19 protein-coding genes are annotated in these 22,347 nt (G+C 71.1%); 9 read left to right on the top strand and 10 right to left on the bottom strand.

Features of this window, described 5'->3' with window-relative positions:
* Positions 1-130: 130 nt before the first annotated feature.
* The 10 genes from AQJ46_RS47015 to AQJ46_RS46975 form a co-directional block, all read right to left on the bottom strand.
* Complete coding sequence (locus AQJ46_RS47015; protein WP_059211497.1) at positions 131-2,416, bottom strand: hypothetical protein; 2,286 nt, start codon at positions 2,414-2,416, stop codon at positions 131-133.
* A 150-nt stretch (positions 2,417-2,566) separates the two neighbouring features.
* The gene (locus AQJ46_RS47010) at positions 2,567-3,067 is read right to left on the bottom strand and encodes a hypothetical protein (RefSeq protein ID WP_059211496.1); all 501 of its coding nucleotides are present in this window, start codon (positions 3,065-3,067) and stop codon (positions 2,567-2,569) included.
* Positions 3,068-3,069: 2 nt separating this feature from the next.
* Positions 3,070-3,840: a hypothetical protein gene (locus AQJ46_RS47005; protein WP_059211495.1), complete on the bottom strand. Its 771-nt coding sequence runs from the start codon at positions 3,838-3,840 to the stop codon at positions 3,070-3,072.
* Positions 3,840-4,013 carry a hypothetical protein gene (locus AQJ46_RS47000; RefSeq protein ID WP_159064202.1) on the bottom strand — a complete coding sequence of 58 codons (174 nt, stop codon included), beginning with the start codon at positions 4,011-4,013 and terminating at the stop codon, positions 3,840-3,842. Before AQJ46_RS47000 ends, AQJ46_RS47005 begins: the two co-directional genes overlap by 1 nt.
* Before the next feature lie 251 nt (positions 4,014-4,264).
* Positions 4,265-5,674: a DUF2637 domain-containing protein gene (locus AQJ46_RS46995; RefSeq protein ID WP_059211493.1), complete on the bottom strand. Its 1,410-nt coding sequence runs from the start codon at positions 5,672-5,674 to the stop codon at positions 4,265-4,267.
* Positions 5,675-5,859: 185 nt separating this feature from the next.
* A complete protein-coding gene (locus tag AQJ46_RS55830) occupies positions 5,860-6,018 on the bottom strand; it encodes a hypothetical protein (RefSeq protein WP_159064201.1) in 159 nt (52 codons plus the stop codon).
* Complete coding sequence (locus tag AQJ46_RS55825) at positions 6,018-6,209, bottom strand: hypothetical protein (RefSeq protein ID WP_059211492.1); 192 nt, start codon at positions 6,207-6,209, stop codon at positions 6,018-6,020. The genes AQJ46_RS55830 and AQJ46_RS55825 overlap by 1 nt, the downstream gene beginning before the upstream one ends.
* Positions 6,210-6,452: 243 nt before the next feature.
* Positions 6,453-6,710: a WhiB family transcriptional regulator gene (locus tag AQJ46_RS46985; RefSeq protein WP_059211491.1), complete on the bottom strand. Its 258-nt coding sequence runs from the start codon at positions 6,708-6,710 to the stop codon at positions 6,453-6,455.
* A gap of 273 nt (positions 6,711-6,983) precedes the next feature.
* Positions 6,984-7,202, bottom strand: a complete 219-nt coding sequence (locus tag AQJ46_RS46980; RefSeq protein ID WP_059211490.1) for a hypothetical protein — start codon at positions 7,200-7,202, stop codon at positions 6,984-6,986.
* A 100-nt stretch (positions 7,203-7,302) separates the two neighbouring features.
* Positions 7,303-7,941 (bottom strand): WhiB family transcriptional regulator, encoded by a 639-nt coding sequence (locus tag AQJ46_RS46975; RefSeq protein ID WP_059211489.1) that lies wholly within the window; start codon positions 7,939-7,941, stop codon positions 7,303-7,305.
* 66 nt (positions 7,942-8,007) lie between these two features.
* Between AQJ46_RS46975 and AQJ46_RS46970 the strand changes: the two genes are divergently transcribed.
* From AQJ46_RS46970 to AQJ46_RS46925, 9 genes are all read left to right on the top strand, one after another.
* On the top strand, positions 8,008-8,865 hold the full coding sequence (locus AQJ46_RS46970; protein ID WP_059211488.1) for a GntR family transcriptional regulator: 858 nt from the start codon (positions 8,008-8,010) through the stop codon (positions 8,863-8,865).
* 1,338 nt (positions 8,866-10,203) lie between these two features.
* Entirely contained in the window at positions 10,204-12,558 is a 2,355-nt protein-coding gene (locus AQJ46_RS55820; RefSeq protein WP_159064200.1) for an ATP synthase subunit B family protein, read from the top strand.
* Between the two features lie 1,225 nt (positions 12,559-13,783).
* Positions 13,784-14,725 carry a hypothetical protein gene (locus tag AQJ46_RS46955; RefSeq protein WP_059211485.1) on the top strand — a complete coding sequence of 314 codons (942 nt, stop codon included), beginning with the start codon at positions 13,784-13,786 and terminating at the stop codon, positions 14,723-14,725.
* Between the two features lie 109 nt (positions 14,726-14,834).
* Positions 14,835-15,113, top strand: coding sequence for a hypothetical protein (locus AQJ46_RS46950; protein WP_059211484.1), 279 nt, complete (start codon positions 14,835-14,837; stop codon positions 15,111-15,113).
* Complete coding sequence (locus AQJ46_RS46945; protein ID WP_059211483.1) at positions 15,113-16,216, top strand: conjugal transfer protein; 1,104 nt, start codon at positions 15,113-15,115, stop codon at positions 16,214-16,216. The genes AQJ46_RS46950 and AQJ46_RS46945 overlap by 1 nt, the downstream gene beginning before the upstream one ends.
* Before the next feature lie 25 nt (positions 16,217-16,241).
* Positions 16,242-16,568: a hypothetical protein gene (locus tag AQJ46_RS46940; protein ID WP_059211482.1), complete on the top strand. Its 327-nt coding sequence runs from the start codon at positions 16,242-16,244 to the stop codon at positions 16,566-16,568.
* Entirely contained in the window at positions 16,565-17,170 is a 606-nt protein-coding gene (locus AQJ46_RS46935) for a hypothetical protein (protein ID WP_059211481.1), read from the top strand. The genes AQJ46_RS46940 and AQJ46_RS46935 overlap by 4 nt, the downstream gene beginning before the upstream one ends.
* A gap of 31 nt (positions 17,171-17,201) precedes the next feature.
* On the top strand, positions 17,202-19,802 hold the full coding sequence (locus AQJ46_RS46930) for an ATP-binding protein (RefSeq protein WP_059211480.1): 2,601 nt from the start codon (positions 17,202-17,204) through the stop codon (positions 19,800-19,802).
* Entirely contained in the window at positions 19,799-22,339 is a 2,541-nt protein-coding gene (locus tag AQJ46_RS46925) for a hypothetical protein (protein ID WP_059211479.1), read from the top strand. Before AQJ46_RS46930 ends, AQJ46_RS46925 begins: the two co-directional genes overlap by 4 nt.
* The last annotated feature ends 8 nt before the right edge of the window (positions 22,340-22,347 follow it).

Below are 22,347 nucleotides of genomic sequence, written 5' to 3'. Positions count from 1 at the left end.
GTCCTGGGCGGCCATCCGCGCCGGATCCCCGGGGTAGCGATCTTGATTGGAGGGATTGGTTTCTGCAGGTCGGGAATGGATCTTCGATCGGCGCCGATGCTGAGCCGATCAGATGCCAATCGGAAGGCGATCACGTCGCGTGGTCGAGAGCCTCCTGTACGTCGGTGAGGTAGTAGCCGCGGGGCTTGCCCTCCACCTCGCGGATGCGTTGCGAGGACAGCGCGACGTCCGCGTCGTCGAGCGACCGGCGGAGGGATTTGCCGAGCTCGCGCAGGCGGTCATGGTTGGGCAGGCCGTCCCACTGCTCCCAGGGGTCGGGAGCGGCTCGGCGGAGGTGACCGTGGAGTTGATCGAGCGTCATGTACGTCGGGTCGTTCTCACGCATGAACGCGTCGCGGATGGTGAGCAGGATCTCCGGGGCGCGGGCTCGGCCGGCGGGCATCACGGTGTTGTTCGCGCAGGTTTCCTGGAGTTCGAGCCAGGCATCGAGCATGCCGGCCTCGGCGAGGGTGTGGGTGACGTCCGGGAGCCCGGCAGCTGCTCGCTCGGCGCCGACTCTGGCGGCGTAGTCGGCGTGGATCTCGCGTACCTGATATCGCATGGGGCGGTCGGACATGCCGGCCAGGCCCTGCGCGTACATCTGGCCCGCATCGTTGCGGGCGTTGTGTGTGGCCGGACGGATCAGGTCCGCTCGGTAGCCCTCAGCGAGCGCGCCGGCGCCGAGCAGTTCGGTGACGTCGACGCGGCGGCTGGCGCCGATCAGCTTCGCCGAGAGCTTGGGACCGATCGCCTCGCCCAGGTGGTCCTTGGTGCCGTACTGGCTGCCGCCGTACACCCAGATCGCCTCCTTGCGGCCGAGGAGCAGGAGCCGGATCAGCAGGGCCTTGGCGCGGGGGGAGAGCTGGGGCCACTCGTCGACGAACAGGCAGAACGCCGGGTGTTCGGATGAGACGCGCCAGAGGTTGCCCCATCCGTACGTGGCGCGTAGTCGGGCTCGGGCGGAGCACAGGGCGAGGAAGAACTCCAGGAGGGCGCAGATGGTGTCGTCGTCCATGCAGGCGCTCAGGGTGATCGCCGGCCCGAGTGCGTCGACGCCGGTCCCCACCGGGTCCACGTTGACGACGACCGCGTCGCGTGTGGAGGTGACGGCTTCGGCCATCGCGAGCATGATGCCGGATTTGCCGCCGCCGGAGTCGGCCACCATGAGCAGCATCAGTCCGGCGAGGGCGTAGGCGAGGGGGGTGGCGTCCATGGCGACCCCGAAGTCGAAGACGTCGGTGATCGAGGCAGAGAGTGGAGCCCTGTACGGGACGTCGCCCACCAGCTCGGCGGTGAAGGGATGGCGCATGAGGATGCGTACGGTGCAGGCCGCGCCGTCGTCCGGGTCGCCTTCGATGAGCAGGCCGTTGCGGCGCACGCGCAACAGGGTGACCAGGCCTTTGTAAGTGTCTTCCTTGTTGAGGTCGTCGGGTGAGCCGGTGCGGAAGGTGACGCGGACGGACCAGCCCCACGGCTCGCGCCGGGCGTCGGTGACGGACTCGACGTCTTCGCCCTCGTGGATGATCGCCCGCCGCAGGGCTTCTTCGGCCTCCTCCGGCGTAGTGGCGTTGGCGATCGCGTAGGGGCCCTCATCCTCGAGCTCGGCGGCGTCGGGGTCGTCATCGGCGTCGAGGAGGAGCGGCTCGAGTTCCGCAGGGCCGACCAGGTCGGCGGGGAGCGGCCGCTGGGTCAGCTCCACGGGGTGCCGACCGAGCCACCAGGCCGCGCCGGCCAGGAGGGGCAAGGCGATGAGGCCAGCGGTGGGGGCGGCGACGATCAGGCCGATGGTGGCTGCGCCCGCAGGCAGGAGGACGCCGGCGAAGCGGGCCAGGCTCTGGACGGTGCGGTGGCGGCGGATCTGCGCCTCGGTGGGCTGGGCTGTCTCCGCGTCGAAGGGGATCCGTGCCAGGGCGGTGCCGGCCCGGCGCTGGCGCTGGAGTTCGGTGTTGGTCGCCCGGAGGCGGGCGGCCTCTTCGGGCGTGAGGCCGAAGGTCACGGCTTCCCGGGCCATTTTGCCGGTCTTCTTGCTGAGCCGGTTGATGTTGGACCGTGTGGCGTCACGGTCGGCGATGTAGGTGTCGAGGTGCTTCTTGACGAGCCGGCGCCGGATCTCCTCGTCCGACATGTAGGCGACGGTCGTCCAGTGCATGAGGGCGTCCCAGCCGTGGCGCAGGCCGGGGCCGGTGTGGCCGGATACGAGGCGGAGGACGGTTGCGGCGTGGTGCGCGCAGCGCCTGGCCGCCGCGTGGTTGGTCCGCTCGCTGTCGTCGTTCTGGTCGTCGTCGCTGGTTGGCGCCTCGGCAACGGTCGCGGCCGCCCCGTGCTCGCCGTCGTCGACCTCAAGGTCACGGGGGCGCGGTTCGTGGGCGGTGCTCATGGACTCCTCCGTCGCTGGGCGGTGGGGCGGGCCGATCGCTGGGGACCGGGTAGGGGGTGTGAGGTGCGGCTGGACGTGGGGCGTCCGGGCCAGGGCGGCCCGCCACACCCCGGCTTCGGGGGGTGTGGGGGACCGTCACGGCCCGCAGGGTCAGCCGCCGAAGACGTAGAAGCCGACGTTGTTGCTGACGATGACGCCACTGTTGAGCGCGATCCCGAGGAACCCGACGCCGGTGCCGGAGCAGACGCCGACGATGACGCCGCCGATCATCTCCTTCCAGTCCTCCGGCTTGCCCTTGGCCGCGTAGAGCTTGATGCCGTACCAGGCGAGGATGGCCAGGCCGAGGAGGGCGCCGAACGCGGTGACGGGGGTGACCTGGGTGGTCGGGGGGTTGGCCGGCGTCTTCGCGCCGGCCAACCCGTTGATTCCCTGCTCGCCGGCGACGTTCATGCCCAGGCGCAGGGCGCCGGCGACTTCGCCGAGCAGGCCGCCGGAGTTGACGGTGACGGCGAGGACGCCCAGGGCGACGAAGACGATGGTCTTCTTGCGGCGCAGCAGCTTGTACTTGAACCCGGCCGCGATCACGACGAGCGTGAGCACTCCGAAGGCGAGGGTTCCGAAGGTGCCGTTGGCAACGTGGTTGTCGAACACGATCAGGCTCCGGTGAGACGAGAAACGATGAAACGCCAGCTGAGAAGGAGCGGGCCGATCCCGCCGGCCCACAGGGCAGGGCGGGTGACGATCCACCCCAGCCGTGAGGTCAGGAACTTGCAGGCGATGCGGGCGGCGAGGGCCACCAGGCCGGTCGCGCCACGGCACAGCGCGCCGAACACGCCGTTCATCTCGCGGCACGCGAGCACCGGCAGCACGACGAGGCCGGCTCCCAGCGGCATGAACACCGCTCCGAGGCCGTAGTGCAGGTAGGCGTCGGTCGCCTCGGTAAGGCCCTGGGCGACCCAGGCGGCGGCGGTGTGCTCACCGAGGGGGACGAAGGAGACGAACAAGATCGACAGCCCGTTGCGCCGGGGCTGCAACCGGCCCCAGTCGACGGGGTTGCCCTGGGCGTCCGTGCCGTCCGAGCGCTGGACGATGGCAATCAGGGCGTCGAGCCATCCGAAGCCGAAGGCCGCGGAGACTGCCGTCTCCACACCCCGACTGGCCACGTCGCTCCAGTTGGTTCCCGGATCCGCATCCGGCTGCAGTTCCGAGCCGGCCAGTTCGGGAACGCCGGCGGGCGGGGCCGGAGGCGGCGTGCTGCCGGTGATCGGGCAGGTGACGTAGACGTCGCTGGCCAGGGCGCACCCTGCGGCGATCGGGCAGCCGGCACAGCACCCACCGTCGCCCGCGGCGGGGTCGCCGGTCAGCGAGGCCCTCGCCGTGTCGGTCTGCTTGGTGAAGGCGTTGGTGTGTTCGACGCCGGGCATCAGTGGGACTCCTTGGCCGGGGTGTCGGGCAGGCCGTACTGGTCTCGGTGGAGCCAGGCGCGTACGGCGCGTTCGGCGTCGTCCTGCCCGGGCGGCGGTGCCGTCGCGGGCAGTGGCCCGTGGTCCAGGCGGTCCGCGCTGGACAGCTCGTGAACAGGGCTGGAGCGGGGCATGACGGTGCGGGTTTCCGGTTCCGCGCCGGCGCCGAGGCGCGCGCGACGTCGCAGGAGGGGGCGGCGAAGCAGCAAGCGGAGTAACACGGGAAGGCCTTCCGTACGGCGATCAGACGGCGAGGGCGCGCCGGGTGGGGGCTGGGGGAATGCGAGGTCCGCCGGATGGTCGAAGGCAGCACCTCCGTGCGGCGTGAACGGTCCGACTCCGCGCAGCGAGGGGGCGGGCGGGGAGTCGGACCGCTGGTCTGCGGTCATCCGGTTCCGCGCTCCGGGTCGGAGGCCGCTTTCGCACGCTCCGTTTTGAGCTGGTCCCGGATGCGCCTGGCTCGGGAGGCACCGCATCCCATGACCCGCCGGATCCGTTCCTCGGTGAGGGCGGCCGTCGGCACGTCGGACAGCTGGATGCGGGCCTCGTCGATGACTTCGGGCAACGACTTGGTCGTCCTGCGCGGGGTCGGACCGGTCGGCTCGTCTGCCTTCGGGTCCGACTCGGCGGGAGTCTCATCCGTGCTGGTCGGCGTCGGCTCGTCGTCCGACTGGATCGGGTCCGGTCCGACCGACTCGTCGCTGACCTGCGAGGTCGGGTCTGCGGTCGGACCGGCCGGCGCGGAAGGCTTCTGGAAGAGAGCGCCCGACTCTACGGCTCGAGCCCAGTCGGTCGGACCCGGGCTGCCGGCCAGACCGATCCGACCGACCGGGTACACAGCGTCAGCCGACGAGTCCGACTCCCGGGTTGTGGGGGTCGGTCCGACCGACCGGGCCGGGTCCGACCCGGCTGACTCGTCCGACTCCCCGGGGGCCGAGGTCGGTCCGACCGGCTGTGTCGGGTCCGACTGCCTCTCCTCGGTCCGACTGAGGTGAACCGATTCCGCTACGGAGGTCGGATCGCTCCGCGAGTCGGTCGGATCGGCGACGGCAGCGGAGACCGGGACGCCGAGTGTGAGCCGGACGCGCTCCTCCAGCGGAGCCCTCCACCGCCACCGGAGTCGGCCGTGTTCACGCTTGAGTCGCGCCACCTCCAGGAGCCTCTGGTGCTCGAGCTGCAGGGCCACTTCGTAGCTGCGGATCTCCCACAGGACCATGCGGCGCCACAGCAGGGCGGTGCGGATCGGTGAAAGGAACCAGCGGGAGCGTCGGATGCGGGCCATCCGCTGCCCGGATTCGATCTTGGAGTGGGCCTTGTAGACGTGGATCCCGACCTCGGAGCACATGGCCCAGATGCCCGCCATGAGTCCGTGGGCCACCTGGGCCGAGAGCGGGGGCCCAGTGATTCCGTCTCCCGGGATGTCGGGTACGGAGCTGGCATTGAGGTAGACGGTGGCCGCGGTGAGCGCCCATGGGGCGAACCGCAGCCACGGCAGTTCCATGTCCACACGGATGAGGACCATGGCCAGCACACCGCTGGCCGGGATGAGCAAGTCGATGGCGAGCGGGACCAGGGCGGCGTACTCGAAGGCCGCCCTGTGCGCGGCCCAGGCGCGCACACCGTCGAAGGAGGACCAGAATCCGGCGACACCGGCGCCGATGAAGGCCAGCACCGAGAAGACGACGGCGCACTTCTCCGTACGCGTCAGCTGCCTGACGCGACGTGGTGCCGGACGGCTCTTGGTACGCGGCCACGCCCCCTTCTTCAACGGCGGTGCGTGGGTGGCGGTGCTCACCGGATCGTCCTTTCTGCGGGCGGGAAGTAGTTGTTGACCGGATGGGGGGCTCGCGCGGGCCGGCGGCGAGGCTGGTGCCCGGGCCGTCGGACGAGCAGCCGCCGACGCGGTGGTGGCGCGTGGGTCATCCACGCGGTCCGCGCGCAGGAGGTCCTCGTCCGACGGGTGCGGTGGGTTGGGCTCGCTCACTGCTGGGCGGGCTTCTTGCCGATGCTCGAGAGGGCACCGAGGCGCCCTGCGGCCTTGCGTGCCTCCGTGCGGGTGGCGTCGGTGCGCTCGGGGGTGACGCGGGCGGCGCTCTTGGCCGGGGATCCGTTGTCGAAGTAGCGGTCGAGCCAGGCCATCAGCGGTCTCCTCGGCGTCCGAGGAAACCGCGCCGGGGCGCGGGCGTTCCCGTGCGGAAGTCCTCGCCCTGGTTGGCGGCGGCACGTGTTGTCTTTGCGGGGCGCCCCATCGTGTTGCCCCTGCTGCCGAACTGGGACGGGTCGGCCCAGGCGAACCGGCGGCCGCGGTCGACGTTGTTGTTGCGCGGCATCAGCGTTCACCGCCCATGACGCGGAGGCCGGCCGGGCTGGTGGATTGGGTGAACTGCGCATTCAGGCGGGTGCCTGACGTCGTAGGGTGCTGCATGTTCCGTGCTCCTCGGCTAGTGAGGTGTTACGGGGAAGCCCCTGGTTGCAGCCGGGGGCGGGGCCCTTCGCTCAGCACCTCAATCGCTGGCGGAGGGCCCGGCTTTGCCGTTGTGGTGTCGTAAGCTGTCGGCCGGGTCGGCCGGTTGTCAGGCGGCTGCCTGGCGGGCCCGGTTTCGGGCGGCGCGGCGCTTCATCCGGCGGCGCTCGTCTTCGCTGAGTCCGCCCCAGACGCCGGAGTCCTGTCCGGACTCGAGCGCCCACTGCCCGCACTGCCCGGACACGGGGCAGCGACGGCAGACGGACTTGGCCTCCTCGATCTGGATCAAGGCGGGCCCGGTCGTGCCGATGGGGAAGAAGAGCTCGGGGTCCTCTTCGCGACAAACGGCGTTGTGACGCCAGTCCATGGATCCTCCGTACTCGCAAGATGGCTGGTGATTGGCGGCCTCCGGCCGGGATGCCGGCGACCGGTGCTGGACGGCGGGTTGTCAGCGGGCAGTTGGTCGGTGATCCCCGGCCCTCGGTACCGAACGCGCGGAGGGCTGACCTTCCGTACCGGCGCCCGCCGGATCACTCCTCGCCGTTCGCGTCCTCGTCGTAGGGGCCGAAGAGCGCGTCGTCCAGGTCCTGTTCGTTGGCGAGCGGGCCGTCGAGGGACGGGGTCGCTCGCGCGGCGGCGGTCATCGGGTGTCCACGAGGCCGCGGCGTGCCGCGGAGAAGAGGCGGGCACACATGCCGGCGCGGTGAGCGTGGGCCTGATCGCGGTAGCCGTGAGCACTCAGTACCGTCGGCGCGATGGTCAGGGTGCACTGTGCCGGGCGGCGCATCCGCCCGCCGGCGACAATCTGCCTGCTTCCCTCGCGGGACGGGGCGGTGGGCTTGTCTGACATGATGGCCATGCGGTCGTCACCTTCCTTCTGAGTTGGTCGACCTGCTGCGGCCTCGGGGGGCAATCCCGGGGCCGTCTTGGCTTTTGTGTGATCGGCGGGGCGGGGCCGCTCAGGCCGCGACCGTCCAGCCGTTCTCCGTGCGGTGGGCCTTCTTAGCGGCGTCGCGCTCCTGAACCGCCGTGCGGACCTCGTCGTTGTTCTCGGCCCGCTTCGCCGCCGGCACCGAGCCGCCGGTGTGCATGAGGGCGACGCGGTGCACTTCTCGCTCGGCGTCGAGCCGGACGGACCGGAGCCGCTCGACGCGGTCGTCTGCGGCGCGTGCCTTCCCCAGGCGGTCGGCGTCGGTGGCGAGCCGCAACGCGAGCTTCTCCTCCGGCAGTCCGCCGCGGACGCCGTGGACGTCCTCGTCCCTGAGGGCGAGCTCGGCGCATGCTGCCCGGACCGGGCAGACGGCGCAGTGATCGCGAATGGTCTGCGTACGGCGCCGGCGCCATTGGGCCGCCTCTTCTTCGTCGTCCTGGTAGAAGCGGTCGGTGTCCGGCCGGGCGCTGTGGCAGACGGAGAAGGTCAGGGCCCGCACGAGGCCCGGCCGGCGCAGCTGCTGGGCAATCGCCCTGCCGTCATGGCCGGCCAGGTAGCCGTCCTGGGCAAGGGCGTCGACCGGCTCGGTGTGGGCCAGGAAAGACGCGATGTCCTTGTCCGTGGTCTGGCCGGCAGCCAGGCGGGGGCGCGCGGACGTGCTGGTCATTCGTGGTCATCTCCGGTGTAGGGGGCGGACGATGGACGGTGTACGCCGTCCACCAGTGAGGTTCAGATGATCTCCACTGACTCATCTGATTTGATTCAGTTGAGTCACAGGATGCATGCTGATGTCGATCACGTCAAGGGAATCGAGGACCAGGTGCCGAGTGAGCGCTGGCGAGTGCGGCAAGATGTGCGCATGCCGACCCCCGCCCCGCGCGAGCGCGCTGCCGCCGCGATCCGCGCAGACATCCTCAAAGGCACCTTCGGGCCGGGGGATTTCCTGCCTGGGCAGCGCGAGCTGGCCCGGCTGTGCGGGGTGGCCTTCAACACCGTCGGCGAGGCACTGAAGCTGCTCGAGGCCGAAGGCCTCATCGAGGTCATCCCCTACAAGGGGAGCCGCGTGCTGCGCCCGGCCTCGACCATCGCCGTGCGCTGGCGAACCACCGGGCGCGTCCTGCCCGTCGACGTGGACGCCCTGGGCGCCGGCACCGGCCTGAAGGTCGAACGCAGGCACGCCACCGATGAGATCGCGCGCGCCCTCGGCGGCCAGGCCGAGATGAACGTGGTGGTGCGCCAGTCGGTCCTTGAGTACGACGGCGCCCCCTGGGCCCTTCGCCACCTGCACTTCCCGGCGTTCGTGGTTGACGACGCACGGGTGCTCACCTCGCCGGAGTCCGTCGACGAGATGCAGGTCCTCGCCGAGCACGGCTTCGGCGAGACCGGCCACATCAGCCACCTGTCCGCGCGCGAAGCAGCCGCCGAGGAGGCCCAGTTGCTGAGGTCGGGCGGCTCCCCGGTGCACGTCATACGGCGCATCTCCTTTTCCGAAGACCGCCCGGTCTGCTGCGAGTTGATGACGATACGCGCGGATAGGGTGCTTTTTTCACGAAGCGGCGGGAGCGTGCCCTCGCCCTTCAAGTCCCCGTGACAGCCGGCGCTTGGCACGCAGTGGCACTTGCCAGGGGCGCCCGCCAAGGTCTGTGCACTTGCGGGACAGTTGGGGATAGGCTGACCCCCAGTCGATCTCCAGTAACTCAGACGCGACGAATGCCCCGAGTGGGACTCCATTCGGGGCTGAGCGAATCGAATAGCCGATGAGGCGGTGTCGTGTGACGCAGCGCTCCGGTAACAGCGCCCGGGTGTACCGGGGACCTTCCGGGCCTTGGGTCGCGCCGCCCGAGCGGGCCCTGACATAAGGGGATCCGCGCTACGGGCGCACCGCCCCCAGTAGGGGGGACGGAATGTCGTAGAAATGCTGGGCGGGCGCCTTTTGGCGAAGGCCGCTCCCGCCCCACCGCTGCCGGTTTCGGAGTTAGCGCTCCTCCACCGGCCCTCACCGCCCAGCCGGAGTTAGCAGCTCCGTCGAGCGAAGATCAGGTCCTCCAACCTGATGATCACTGCCCTTACAGCAGCAGCCCCTCGAGGGTCGAGCCCGCCAGCGGCGTCTTCAGTGCTTTCGGCGTGCTCGGTTCGAGGAACGGAGTACATCTTGCAGTACCGTCATGCCCTTTGTCAGCTTGAGCGCTGCCCGCGCACGCTGATCTCGGCCACCATTTACTCCTTTGTCGCCGTTTCGTCACCGCGCGTGCGTGCCCATGGCCCGGTCCGGTCCACGGTGCATCGGCGTTTCCGGACCGGCCGGCTCCGCCATCTCGCGGCCTACCCCCACAGCCGTGCCGCCTCCCCGCGTACGAGGGACAAGTGCGCCGGGCTCATGGCGAAGCCGCTGTCCTGCAGGCCGGCTGCCGTGACCGCGGTCGCCTGACCGTCCCTTCGCGGTCGAGCGCGAGGCGCCGCCTTCGGCCATCGCGGGCTGCGGGATGACGGCGTTGCCTGTGGACGACTGATCGCAAGTCGCCCGGGCTTTTCTGTCACACCGTCCTGCTCGCGCGCACCCCTATGGGCTGACACACCAGCTCTGACCGCGTCGAGGAACGCATTCAGCCCACAACTCAACAGCCCCGCCGGGTGCACCAGCGGGGCTGCAGACCCAGCGCAGCTGCGACGGCCGTCACCCTGAAGCCGCTGTGCCAGGAGAAGTGTGCCCAGCCTAGCTCTGACCGACGACCCGCTCCCACGTCATAAGCCGGCTTCCGCCCCGGCGGAGGCGCCATTTCCGCATGCTTCCGTTGCCGCCCGGTCGGCAGCCGGCCCGGGGCGACGGCCATCGCCTCCGGACGTTCCGGTGCCGCGGCGACTTCGTTCGCGGCGCCGTCCCGCGCAGGCCGGACCGGTCACGTACCTCGAGGTCGGCAATCCCCTCCAGTTGACCAAGACGATGCGCGGTCGTCTGCTGGGCGCCGTCCGTGCACTGGTGGGTGATCCGGCTCTGGCGGGCGCCCTGGATTCGGTGCGCCTGGGCGCCGTGGTGCTGATGGCGAAGGCGGACGCCCGGCGGGACTTCCACACATCGATCTGGGCGATGGAGCTCGGGCGGTGGTTGGGGGTATCTCGGTCGTCGGTGGCGCACACCGTGCTTCCGCGCTTGCGGAAGGCGCAGGTGCTCGACTCGGATGTGGTGACGAACGAACAAGGTCATCCCACCGGTCTCGACTGCCGGATTGTGCCGATGCACCGCGCCCAGCAGGCGGGCGACCGGCGGCATCCCCTGGCGCTGTCGAGGCAGGAACTCGCGGTACTGCTGCGCCTGTGCGAGGTCCTGTTCGGGCCGGGATGGACGCCGAAGGGCAAGGATCCCGTGCCGGCCGGGATGTTGGCCGGGCGTACGGGGCGGGGTGCCTCGACGGACCGGCTGGGGCTGCTGCTGATGGTGCTGTCGACGGGACAGCGGGGCTGGCTGCAGCTGTGCCCGGGCACCGTGGACACCGGCCGGGGGCGCCCTGCGGCAACGGTTGCCCGGCTGCTGGGCTGCACGCCGGAGGCCGGCGGCAAGGTCTTGGGCCGGCTGAGGGAGCACGGTGTCGTTGAAGTTGTGCGCCGGGAGACTGCCTCGCGTCTGCACCAGACGTCGCGGGTGCGCCTGGTTCCGGTCGCCGAGGCTCACGGTCGTGGTCCTGTTCTGGGTGCGCCGAAGGGTGGAGCCGAGCGTGCGATGTCCGTCGTTTCAGACCTCGCCGGTACTGCACTCGGGGATCTTGAGGCCGATCATCAGGTCTCGGCCCATGGGGGAACTGGGCAGTCCGATCGTGGCGACGGGTTCAGCGCGGGTGCGGCAGACCTCGCCGGTAGTGCACAGCACCACACTGGCCACGCTCCTGTGGCTGATGAGGTGGTTGAAGTTGCTGCTGATGGGGGGTTTTCCGGCGAAGGCCGTCTTGGGTCCGGTGATCGGCCGGAGCGCGCGGGTGTGCGCGAGGACGCCCCCGCCGCTTGGCAGGAAGTTCCCCGGCTGACGCTGGTGGTCGGTGCGGGGCGCCCGCTTCGCGGGGAACAGCCCAGGGATTCCGCGGTGGATGAGCAGGACCGGCAGCCGGGACGGACCGGAGCCTCCGACTCCCAGCGGGGCGATGGTGCCGACGCAGGCGAGGTGTGCCAAGGGCGGGTTCCGCGGCCGCCGCGTGATCTCCAGGATGTTCTGGCGCCGGTGGAACTGCTGTGGGCGCGGTTGAGCCACCCTGGTGCCCGGTCGAAGGTCGCGGCCGCCGTACGAGCCGAGCTCGAGGTGGTAGCTGGTCAGGCCGGACCTGCGCACGCCGGCGGGGTGCTGGCCCGACGGCTGGCCCGACGGCTCGCGGACCAGGGCGGCCCGGGAGAAGTCCGCAACGTGGTGGGCTGGCTGATGCGGCGAGGGCTTCCTCGTCGCCCGGACTGCACGGATGTGCGCTGCGACGAGGGCCTTCGCCTGGACGGCGGCGGTCCGTGCGAGACCTGCGAGTACCGGGTTGCGGACCGGCGAGCGCTGCGCCGTCGCGTCGAGGCCGACGTCGATGCCGAGATGGCGGGTGCTCCGCCGGCCGCGCGTCGGGCAGCGGTCGACGCGCGGCTGCGCGAGGCGGTGGCCAGGGAGGCCGAGCAGGTGCGGGTCCGGCATGCGCGGGCGACCGTCGAGCGGGCCGCTCGTCAGGCGGCCATCGCTCAGGTGCGGGCCGAGGCCGAAGCAGCCGAACAGGCCCGTCGTGCGGTGCCGTGTGCCGGGTGTGATGCGCCGGATGCGGCGGGCTTGTGCACGGCGTGCGCGACCTGGCGCTCTGCCGAGGCGGAGATCCGCGAAGCGGCACTGACGCAGGCCGCCGGGCAGGCCGAGGTGGACAACCTCAGCGACGTCGAGCGGATGGTCGTCCAGGCCGAAGTGGCCCTGCGGCGCGAGGTCGAAGAGGCGAGTGCTCGCGTTCGCGCTGACGGAGCCACCCGTGACGAGGTGGCGTCGCTGGCCCGGCTGATCGCGGAGACCGCGGTCTTCACCTCCCGCCGTTCAGCGTTGGCCCTGCTGGCTCACGGCGAGGTGGCTGCGGCGGAGGCCGACCTGGCGTTCGCGGCACGGATGCGTGGCGCGCACCGGTACCGCACGCGTGCGGATGCCGAGCGTGCGGCGGACGAGGCCGCCGAACAGGCCCGCGAACGCACGGCGCGCTACCTGCTGTCGGAGCGGCTTTCGGTACTCCGCACCCGGTGGCACCCCGCTGGCGCGCGCGTCACGCACGGTCCGCTCCGGCCTGCATGACCGCGGTGGGGCTCGGCTGCCCGGGCCGCTGCGCGGCGCGGAGTCGAAGGCCGACGCACCGGATCGGGCCTACCGGTCGGCGCCGTCGGCCGCCGCCGTGTGAAGCGGGCTCGGCGGACGAACTGCCCGCACCGCATCGCCGCCGGGTGCGGGTGCGGCTCCGGGTCACAGTGCGCACGACCGCACCGCGTCGACCCGGGCGCGGCCGGTGCGCGGTGCGCCGGATGGGGCGGCGTACCACCCGTCTGATCTTCGTGGGCGGCGCACCGCACCGGTGCGCCGCGGTGCGGCTGGTGGCCGGCGTGCGCACCGCACCACGTTCCCGCACCGGTGCGGTGCGCGGCCTTGGCGGTCCGCACCGCACCGGTGCGGGACATGATCCAGTTCCGTCCAACCGGGGCCGGTGCGGGGCCGTCGGAGGGACGGTGCGGGCAACCGAGCCGACGAAGACGGCGCTCCCTGGGCGTCACACAGCGTGTCCGCGTGCACCCCTTGTCGAGGTACGGGAGCAGTACGGCAGCCCCCTTGTCGAGGCGGCGGTCGTGTCGGAGGAACCCCTTGTCGAGTTCCGCGCCGTACCCCTTGTCGAGTTCGGCCGACGGCGCCGTGACCCCTTGTCGAGTCCTGCGTCCTGACGGCGTACCCCTTGTCGACGGCCTGACCACCCCTTGTCGAGTCGGCCAAGGAGCGGTTTCGCCGTGCCGAGCGTGGCCTCCGGCCTTGTTCGCGTGTGGGACGGTGCTCCGCCGGCCTCGGGGGCGCAGGCGGATGCCGGCCCGGGGGGACGGAGATTTCTCCTCCCTCCCTCGGCTCTGCGCGGTCACGGTCCGTACGGAGGGCAGGCGGGTCGAGCGGCGCTCCTCCCGGTGGTGCGCAGCGGCTCCGCACCGAGGAGTGCGTACCCGTGCGCACCGCCCCGGCCGGCTCGGCGCACCACCGGGAGGCGGCCGGTGCGCGACCGCGTGCGGACCGCACCACCGCACCGCACCACCGCACCGTCGGATGCCGTGCGGCGGTGCGGTGCGCGCACCCCTTGTCGGCGCCCCTTGTCGAGTGGTGCGCACCCCTTGTCGCCGGTCCCCTTGTCCGACTCGCGGTGTCCTCCGCCGCCGTGCGTTTTGCCTTGACAGCTTCCGCTGCGCGCCGTGATCAGGCCGACGACAAGGGGGGTCCGGAGAGCGTGAGCGCCATCCCCACCGGATGACGTGAAAGGACGGACACGGACGTGGCCACCAAGAATCACAGCTCTTTCGCCGCCGGCTCCTCCGAGTCCGAGTACGGCTCCAACGGCACGGTCCAGCGCATGAACCGTGACTGGGAAGTCCTCGGCCGCGACCTGCGTGCCGCCGACCACGTCGCTGCGTGGGCGGCACAGCACCCGGAGTTCGAGGGGATCGCCGTTCCCCAGGACGTGATCGACCGGCTGACGGCGTTCCGTCGCCGGGGCGACTTCGACGGGTACGACCGCGCTCTCGCGGTGCTCCTGGAACGGGCCACCGCGGAGACGTTCGACGGGCAGCTCGCCTGGCGGATCGTGGTGCGCGCTCTGCTGCCCAAGGCGATCTCGATTGCCCGGACGCAGATGCATTCCGCGATCGACTGGGACGACCTGTTCTCCACGGTTCTCAGCTGCCTGTTCGAGGTGGTGCGGACCTACCCGGTCGCGCGGCGGCCGCACGGGATCTTCGCGAACCTCTCCATGGACACCCTCTCGCTCGCCCAGGCAACCCTGGCCGCCGACTTCGACAGCCGCGGCGAGTTGCGCAGGATCGCCGCTTCGGTGTCTCCGCTCGCCGGCGACCGGCGCATCCGGGTGATGCCTCCCGCGGTGGAGGACCCTCACGTGCAGGCCTCGCTGGCCGAGCTGCTGGCCCGGGCGGCCGAGCTCGAGCTGGTGGGCGAGGACGAGCCGGAGCTGGCCGCCGACGATCCCCGCGCAGACCTTCTCGCTCTCGTGATGTGGGCGGTCGATGCCGAAGCGCTCTCGGTCTCCGACGCCCAGCGGATCACCGCCTACTACCTGGCCTCCTCGGACGATTCGGGGCGTCCGATCCGCACCACCAGGGCCATGGGGGCCGAGGGCGCCCGCCTGCGCCAGCGCGCCAGTCGCGCGGTGCGGCCGCTGCGCTGCGCCGACCTGGACGCCTACTACCTGGCCGCGGCCTGAACTTCGTCCCCGCCGGATGTCACACGGCGGGTCAAAACCACACCCCTAGTGGTTGATCGGCGCCCAGGCGCACCCATCCCCCTCCACTGATCCGACCGGGAGTACCGCTGTGTCCACGCTTCCCCACCCGCACGGTCCCTCCGTCCCACCGCTCGACGACGACGAGGAGCGCGTTGCCCGGGCCCGGCGTCGTCTGACCGTGCTCGCCACCGCGCTCGTCCAGAACCCGCTGGACCGTCAGGTCCACCAGGACCTGCGCGCCTTCATGGACAGCGAGTCGGAACCGGCACTGCAGTCCTGGGAGGCGCTGTTGTCCCGCAGTCCCGACGAACTGCGGGAGCGGATCAGCGCCCTGCTCGGCAGCCAGGTCGCGCGGAGGGCATCGTGATGTTCCGCCGTCGACGAGCAGCAGAAGCGGACTGGGCCGAGACCTACGTCCAGGACGAGTCCGCCGGCCACCGCACCGGCGAGGACGACGAGACCGGCTGGCAGTCCAGCGTCGCCGGCATGTCCGGGATGGCCCGGCTCGCGCGCTTCGGCATCTGGGTCGTCATCGCCGCCGGCCCGCTGCTGGGTTCAGCTGCCCTGCTCTCCTCCGCGTCTCCGAGCCAAGGAGCGACCAAGACCGCCCCGCAGACCCGGCAGGCCTCCGACACCGGGCCGTCCGGCTTCGCCCAGCTCTTCGTCGCGGCCTACCTGGAGGCGGGCGAGGGCACGGAGAAGAACCTCGCCCCGTACTACGCGGGCTCGGTGGCACTCACCCACGACCCCGGCACGCGTACGGCAACGCGCACCGCGGCGATCGCCTCGCACGAGATCAGCCCGGGCTACTGGTCGGTGACCGTCGCGGCCAGCATCGCGGCCAAGACCTCGAAGGACTCCTACCGCGACGCGGGCGTCCAGTACTACCGGGTCGCGATCCAGGCGATCGGCCCCCGATCGGCCGGCGGGGCAGCCGACACCGGCGCAGAGGTCGGGTACACCGCGGTGTCACTGCCGGCGCAGGTGGCCGCGCCCGAGGCACTCACGCCGGGCGGCCTCGGCTACGGAACCTCCCGCGGCAGCGGCACCTCGGACCCGGCCACGCAGACCGCGGCCTCGTTCCTCAACGCCTTCCTGGCCGGGAACGGCGAGCTGGACCGCTACACCTCCCCCGGCGTCGAGCTCCAGCCGGTCACGCCCGCGCCCTACACCGAGGTCAAGATCACCGATGTCGAGGACAACTCCGGTGACAGCGCCGACCAGACGGTGCCGGCCGACGGATCCAAGCGGCAGCTGCTGGTCACCGTCGACGCCACCGACAGCGACGGCAACACCTTCCCGCTGGCCTACGCCCTGACCCTGCAGGCCCGTGCCGGCCGCTGGGAGGTCTCGGCCCTCGACGACGCCCCGGCGCTCGGCCCGAGCAGCACGCCCTCAGCCGTCCCCAGCACACCCGCCACCACGGACGGCGACTCGGCGACCGCCTCCCCGTCGCCGTCGGCCTCCTGACCCGATCTCACGAAAGGCAACGCACATGCACACCCTGTCCGACCCGCACACCGTCGTCCTGGCCGGCGACATCATGGACTGGGCCACGCTCAAGACGAACCAGATCACCACCCTGGTGAAGCTGGTGGTCGGCGCCATGGTCCTGGTCGCCATCGCCATGGCGTACTGGAAGACGAAGAGCTGGGTGGCCACCCTGGTCGCCTTCCTCCTCGGCGCGATGGTGCTGTGGGGCATCGCCAACCTGCCGATCCTGCAGACCAAGGTCGGCTCCGAGATCGAGGACACCGGCTCCGCACCGACCTCGCACGTCCTCCAGCTTCCCCCCAACTCCTCCAGTGGGCGGTCACTGTGAGCGCCTCCGAAGAGGAGCTGGTCGGCCACTCCTACACCCGGGCGCGCAAGCACCCGCTGGTCATCGGCAAGCTCCCGGGAGCCGGACGGCTCCCGGGCGGCCCCTACACGATCACCCAGATCGTGACGATGGTCGTCGTGTTCGCGGCGCTCACCCTGACGCAGAGCCTGTGGGCGCACTTCGGGGTCGGCAACGTCCTGATCATGATCGCGTTCCCGTGGGGGCTGGCGTGGGTGCTGCGCTGGGCGCGGATCGACGGCCGGGATCCGGCGCGCGCCCTGCGCAGCCTCCTCGTCTACACCTCCACGCCCGCCGATGGCCGGCTCGCCGGCCGGCCGCAGCACACCCCGCGGCCGCGTCTTGTCCGAGGCCACTGCACCGTCCGCATCCTCACGCCTGCCGGCGCGGCACCGGTGCCGCAGGCTTCGGCTGCTCGTGTGGCGCCGCTGGCGCTTCCCGTCTCCGCCCGGTCGGCCCGCCGGCCGCAGCCCGTGCCGGCCGTGGCCGCCGTATCCGCCCCGGCCGACCGGCCTGATGCCGCCCCGCGCACCCAGCTGGAGGAGCTGCTCGCCTCCCTCGACGCCCGGCGCTCCGCCCAGTAAGACCTGCCTTCTCTCATCGAGGACCGACGCCATGCGCCTTCCTGTCCGTCACATCAGCGGCCATCTGATCTGGACCACCAACGCCACCGTGTGGGGCGTATGGCGTGTCGACACCGACAACTACACGCACGCCTCCCGCGCGACGAAGAGGGAGCGGCTCGACGCGCTCGAGTCACTGTTCAAGGCGCTGCGCGGTGAGGTCCTGTTGCTGAGCCTGTGCCCGCAGGTGGACGCGGCCTCCGTGGTCAAGCGCATGACCTCGGGCGTCGACTGGGACAAGTCGCCGGAGTACATCGATCTCAGCCTGAAGGTCCTCGACCAGCTGGAGGAGCTCGAACTCACCGGCCGGATCGACTTCCTGGCCCTGCCGCTGGCCCACACCGACTTCAAGCAGACCACCCGGGCCGTGGCCTCTTCGGCCCATGCCGAAGTGATGTCCGCCCTCGGGCTGCCGGTGCCGCCGGTGAGCGTCCGCGAGGAGTCCGAACGCCTCAAGCAGGCCCGCCGTATGTCCGCGTCCTGGCCCTCCGGCGTCAGGCTCCGGCCGGCCACCGAGGCGGAGATCCTCTGGATCTACGGGCACAGCGCCCGCCGCGGACTGGAGGAGCCGCTGCTGCCGGAGGACGGCGCGCCCCGCGCCCTGCGCAGCCGCGGCCACACCACCGCGGCCCACACTCAGGTCATCCTCGACGAAGGAGGCCGCGGCGATCGGGAGAGCAAGGGCCCCACCAACCCGTTCCGCCGCCGGTACTTGAAGGCCACCACCGAGCACGGCTCGAGCTACCAGGCCTTCTCCGTCCTGTCCGAGATGCCCGAGGCATTCCGGTTCCCCGGCAGCGAATACCTCGCCGCCCTGGACGACTTCGGCTTCCCCGTCGACTGGACGGTCCGGATGCACATCGAGTCCGGTTCCAAGGCCGAGCCCAAGAGCCGCCGGCAGCAGCGGGAGCTCGCCCACCAGCGCACCGAATACGACGGCGAGACCGCAGGCGTGCCGGCGTCGTTGGACAAGGCGTCGTTCGCGCTGGACGAGTACCGCGACCGGCTGACCGCCTCCTCCACCGAGGTGGAGATCCGGGCGTCCATCGCCACCTGCGTGTGGGGAGCGACCCCGGACGAGGCCAACGAGAAGGCCGCCTTGCTGCAGAACCACTTCGGCGGCAACGACTACACGATGGTGCGCCCAATCGGCGACCAGGTCGCGCTCTTCCACGCGATGCTCCCCGGAACCCGCACCCCCAAGCCCCTGCTCGACTTCACCCAGTACATGCTGGCGCGCGACTTCGCGATGGCGATGCCGTTCTGCGGCGCCGGCCTGGGCGACGACTCCGGCTCGCTGTACGGGCTGCAGCTCAGCGGCGGAGGCGTGCGGCCGGTATTGATCGACTTCAGCCACGGCCCGAGGGTCAACGCCTCCGCCTCCGCGGCCTTCGTCGGCGAGCTGGGATCCGGCAAGAGCGTCGCCATGAAGACGGCGATGTACTCGATCCTGTCCACCGGCCACCGCGAGGGGTCCGCCGGCAGCCGGGGCCGCGCCCTGGTCATCGACCGCACCCCGCAGCAGGAGTGGAGCCGCTTCGCCGTCGCATGCCCGGGCACCACCCAGATCATCCGGGTGGACGAGACCGCCGGCGTCAGCCTCGACCCCCTGCGCGTCTTCCGCGGGCCGCGGGCCGCGCGGTACTGCGAGAGCTTCCTGACTCCGCTGCTCGACATCGCGTCCATGTCCGTCGAGGGCGTCACGCTCGCGGACGCCATCGAAGCCACCCGCCTGGGCCCCAATCCCGGCATGACCGCCCTGATCACCACCCTGGCCGAGCGGGCCAAGACGGTCGACCCGGACGAACCCAACGACGCAGCCGTGCGCGCCGCCGCCAGCGAACTGGTGCGCAAGATGCGCTCCCTGGCCAAAAAGGACCTCGGCCGGGTGATCTTCGACCCGACCCTGCCGGTCGTACAGATCACCAACGCCGACTCGATCGTGTTCGCCGTCGACCGTCTGGGCCTTCCCAGCAAGGAAGACCTCTCCGAACACCGCCTGCCTTCCCTCGAGGTGGAAAAGAGGTTCGGCTGGCGGCTGATGTACCTGATGACGGCCCTGTGCCGGGAGATCAGCTTCGCCAACCCCCAGGAATTCTGCGGCGTGTTCCTGGACGAGTGCTGGTGGCTGACTTCGAGCGCAGAGGGCTCCAACCTGCTGCTCGAGATCATCGCCGACGGCCGCAAGCACAACGCCGGCGCATTCGCTGGCAGCCACGACCCCTACGACATCGGGCCGAAGAGCGAGATCGGCGACAAGATCCGCGCCCTGCTGAGCCACATCTTCGTCTTCCGGCACCGCAGCAAGCCGCTGGCCGCCCGCTGCCTGGAGTTCCTCGACCTGGACCCTGCCGACCCGGAGATGATCAAGCTCATCACCGAGAACCTCAGCCCGCTGAACCTCTCCGACACCGAGCGGCAGCTGCGCGCCGGCGAGTGCCTCTACCGCGACCTGCGTAAGCGGATCGCCGGCATGAAGGTCCTCATCCCCGCCGACGAGCCGGCGGCCGAGGCCATCCACACCACCCCCGGCCAGCACGAGGACGCGGGCGCCGCGGTCGAGGTCCTGCCGCTTGAGGAGGCCCTCGCGTGAAGCCGCCCCGCCGGCCACGGCTCTCGCGGCGCGCCCTGCGGCTCTGGCTGATCGCCATACCGCTGGCGCTGTTCCTGGCCCTGGCCGGGACCGTTGCCTTCGCCGACCCGGAGCCCAACCCCACGCCCGGCACCGCTCCCACGGCGCCCGGGTCCACCCCGTCTCCGACGCCCGGAACCGGCGGCAGCACGGACAAGCCGAGCGACGAGGACACGTACGACCCGATGGAGCCCCGGCCCGGGGTCACGCCAGGCGCGAACCCGGACAACAAGCCGATCGAGGACCTGAGCAAGACCCCTGCCGACGCCAGCGACGGTCTGTTGCAGCCGTTCAATGTCACCGACGAGTACGGCGTACCCATCTCCGCGTACAGCGTGGACGCCGACACCGGCGACTGGAACGACATCGACCTGAAGCTGTGGAACATCCTCGCGCAGCTGTTCTTCGGCGTGTGCAAGTGGTTTGTGGGGTTCAGCTGCTGGTTGATCGACTGGGCGCTCGGCTTCGGCCTCGCCAAGATCATGGTGGGGCCGGCCGACGACATCGCCACGACCCTGCGCGACCAGGTCATCAACCGGCTCGGCCTGCCCGCCCTCTTCCTGGTCTTCGCGTTCGCCTACGCAGCCTGGCACATCCTGTTCAAGCAGCGCAGCCGCGGCTTCGCCGAGGCCGGGATGTCGCTGGTGGTGGCGGCGCTCGCGACCACCGTGCTCATGTCGCCGGCCCAGGTTCTGCTCGGGACGCACGACGAGCCGGCCCCGGGCGGGTCGACGATGCTGCTGTCCGAAGACGGGCTGCTGGGCAAGACAAGAGACTTCTCGCTCGAGGTATCGGCACTCATCCTGTCGAACGACCCCGACGGGCAGGCCACGTCCAAGGAGGTGAGCCGGCCGATCACCAACGCGCTCGTCGACGCGTTCATCGTCAAGCCGACCCAGCTGATGCTGTACGGCAAGACCTTCGAGGGCGAGTGCTCGAAGGCCTTCGCCCAGGCCTCGCTGATCAAATACAACTACGAGCAGCGTGGCCTGAACTTCTTCGACGCCGAGGCGAACCTGCAGAACACCGAAGGCGGGGCCACCTACAACGACCAACTGCTCAACGCAGGCGAGCACTTCACCAAGGTGTGCAAGGTCAAGGACGGCGACGCCAAGAAGGCCTCCGCCGACCAGACATTCTCCGCAGCGTTCGTGGCCCTGGCCGCGGTCATCGTGTCGATCCTCATGGTCCTGGTCACCGGCACCTTCCTCGTCTCCCAGGGCTGGGTCGCCTTCGAAGGCATCCGCGGCCACTGGGCCCTGGCCGCCGGCATCCTGCCCGGCGGCGGCCGCGCCGTGCTGTGGCGCTGGTTCTCGGCGATCACCAAGGCGATCCTCGGCGTTGCCCTCGCGGTCCTATTCCTGGGCGTCTTCATCGTGGTCATCCTGGCGCTGATCGACGCCGATACCGGCAAGGTCCTCGCGGTCAAATTCATCGTCATCGACATCGCCGCGGTCGCAGGCCTCGTCGGCCAGAAGAAGATCAAGGAGACCGCCCGGCAGGTCGCCGTCAACCTGAACCGACGCCTGGCCAACGCCCGGGTGGGCGGCAGCCGTCAGTCCGTGTTCAACTCCTTCGGCCGCTACGCCGAGACCGCACCCGGGCTCAAGCAGCTGTTCGGTGAGGCGAAGGGTGAGGCTCGCAAGGTGTCCCGCCCGATCGGACGGGCCGGCCGCAGCGCCAAGCAGATGTGGGTCGGTCCCCCGCAGAACCGCCGCAAGGGCGGACGAGTCCGGGCCGCCGCGCGGCTGGCGACCAACGCGGCCGCGGCGGTCGGCACGGGCGGAGCCTCGGCCGCGGCCAAGGTGGCGGCCCAGGGCGCGGCCAAGCAGGCGCTGCGCAAGCGGCTGGCCACCGCCGCGGCCAACAAGATGTCCCAGAGCCGCGGCGGCCGGGCCACGATGGCGACCGGCAAGGTCGCGGCCGCGACGGCCAAGTACGGCTGGAAGGCCACGAAGTTCACGGCCCTGGCGACTGTCGGCGCCCCGGTCGGCATTCCCCGCGGTGTGGCAGCGACCAAGCGGGGCGGCGCCGCGGCGGCGGCCCGCGCCAACCAGGTCAGGACGCAACTCACCGCCGCCAAGGACCAGGCTGCCAACCGCGTCGGGCAGAAGGTCGACGGAGCCAAGGCCTTCGCAGACGAGTACCGGCGCAATGTCGCCACCGCGAGCCGGTTCGTCGCGCGCAGCAGCGCCAACGCCCAACTGGGCTTCGCCGCCACGTTCGGTACTGCCCAGGCGAGCAGTAGGTCCGGCCCCAGGATCTCCGCGGCCGCACCCCGCACACCCGGTGCGCCCCCGGCGACGGGCTCGGCCTCGCCGTCCACGAGCGCCTCCACGCCGCCGTCGGCGCCCAGCGGTGCCGCCTCCGCGGTGGCCTCGGCCGCCGCAACGCCACCGACGAAGAAGGGCGACGACGCGCCACCTGCCCCACCTGCCCGCGTGCGCAGCGTCCGCCGCGCCACGCGTCCCGCCGGGCCGCCTCGGCGGTCCAGCTGATCAGCGTT

Origin of the sequence: Streptomyces canus, from assembly GCF_001514145.1 — a bacterium.
Lineage (GTDB): Bacteria > Actinomycetota > Actinomycetes > Streptomycetales > Streptomycetaceae > Streptomyces > Streptomyces canus.
The sequence above is the reverse complement of the archived record's forward strand: the minus strand, read 5'-3'. Positions and strand labels throughout refer to the sequence as shown.

Excerpts from the sequence above, each read along its gene's own strand:
- AQJ46_RS55825 (WP_059211492.1), bottom strand. The coding sequence starts at position 6,209 with ATGCCGCGCAACAACAACGTCGACCGCGGCCGCCGGTTCGCCTGGGCC.
- AQJ46_RS47000 (WP_159064202.1), bottom strand. The coding sequence starts at position 4,013 with ATGCCCCGCTCCAGCCCTGTTCACGAGCTGTCCAGCGCGGACCGCCTG.
- AQJ46_RS55830 (WP_159064201.1), bottom strand. The coding sequence starts at position 6,018 with ATGGCCTGGCTCGACCGCTACTTCGACAACGGATCCCCGGCCAAGAGC.
- AQJ46_RS46985 (WP_059211491.1), bottom strand. The coding sequence starts at position 6,710 with ATGGACTGGCGTCACAACGCCGTTTGTCGCGAAGAGGACCCCGAGCTC.
- AQJ46_RS46980 (WP_059211490.1), bottom strand. The coding sequence starts at position 7,202 with ATGGCCATCATGTCAGACAAGCCCACCGCCCCGTCCCGCGAGGGAAGC.
- AQJ46_RS47015 (WP_059211497.1), bottom strand. The coding sequence starts at position 2,416 with ATGAGCACCGCCCACGAACCGCGCCCCCGTGACCTTGAGGTCGACGAC.
- AQJ46_RS46930 (WP_059211480.1), top strand. The coding sequence starts at position 17,202 with ATGCGCCTTCCTGTCCGTCACATCAGCGGCCATCTGATCTGGACCACC.
- AQJ46_RS46975 (WP_059211489.1), bottom strand. The coding sequence starts at position 7,941 with ATGACCAGCACGTCCGCGCGCCCCCGCCTGGCTGCCGGCCAGACCACG.
- AQJ46_RS46940 (WP_059211482.1), top strand. The coding sequence starts at position 16,242 with ATGCACACCCTGTCCGACCCGCACACCGTCGTCCTGGCCGGCGACATC.
- AQJ46_RS47005 (WP_059211495.1), bottom strand. The coding sequence starts at position 3,840 with ATGCCCGGCGTCGAACACACCAACGCCTTCACCAAGCAGACCGACACG.
- AQJ46_RS46970 (WP_059211488.1), top strand. The coding sequence starts at position 8,008 with ATGATCTCCACTGACTCATCTGATTTGATTCAGTTGAGTCACAGGATG.
- AQJ46_RS46945 (WP_059211483.1), top strand. The coding sequence starts at position 15,113 with ATGTTCCGCCGTCGACGAGCAGCAGAAGCGGACTGGGCCGAGACCTAC.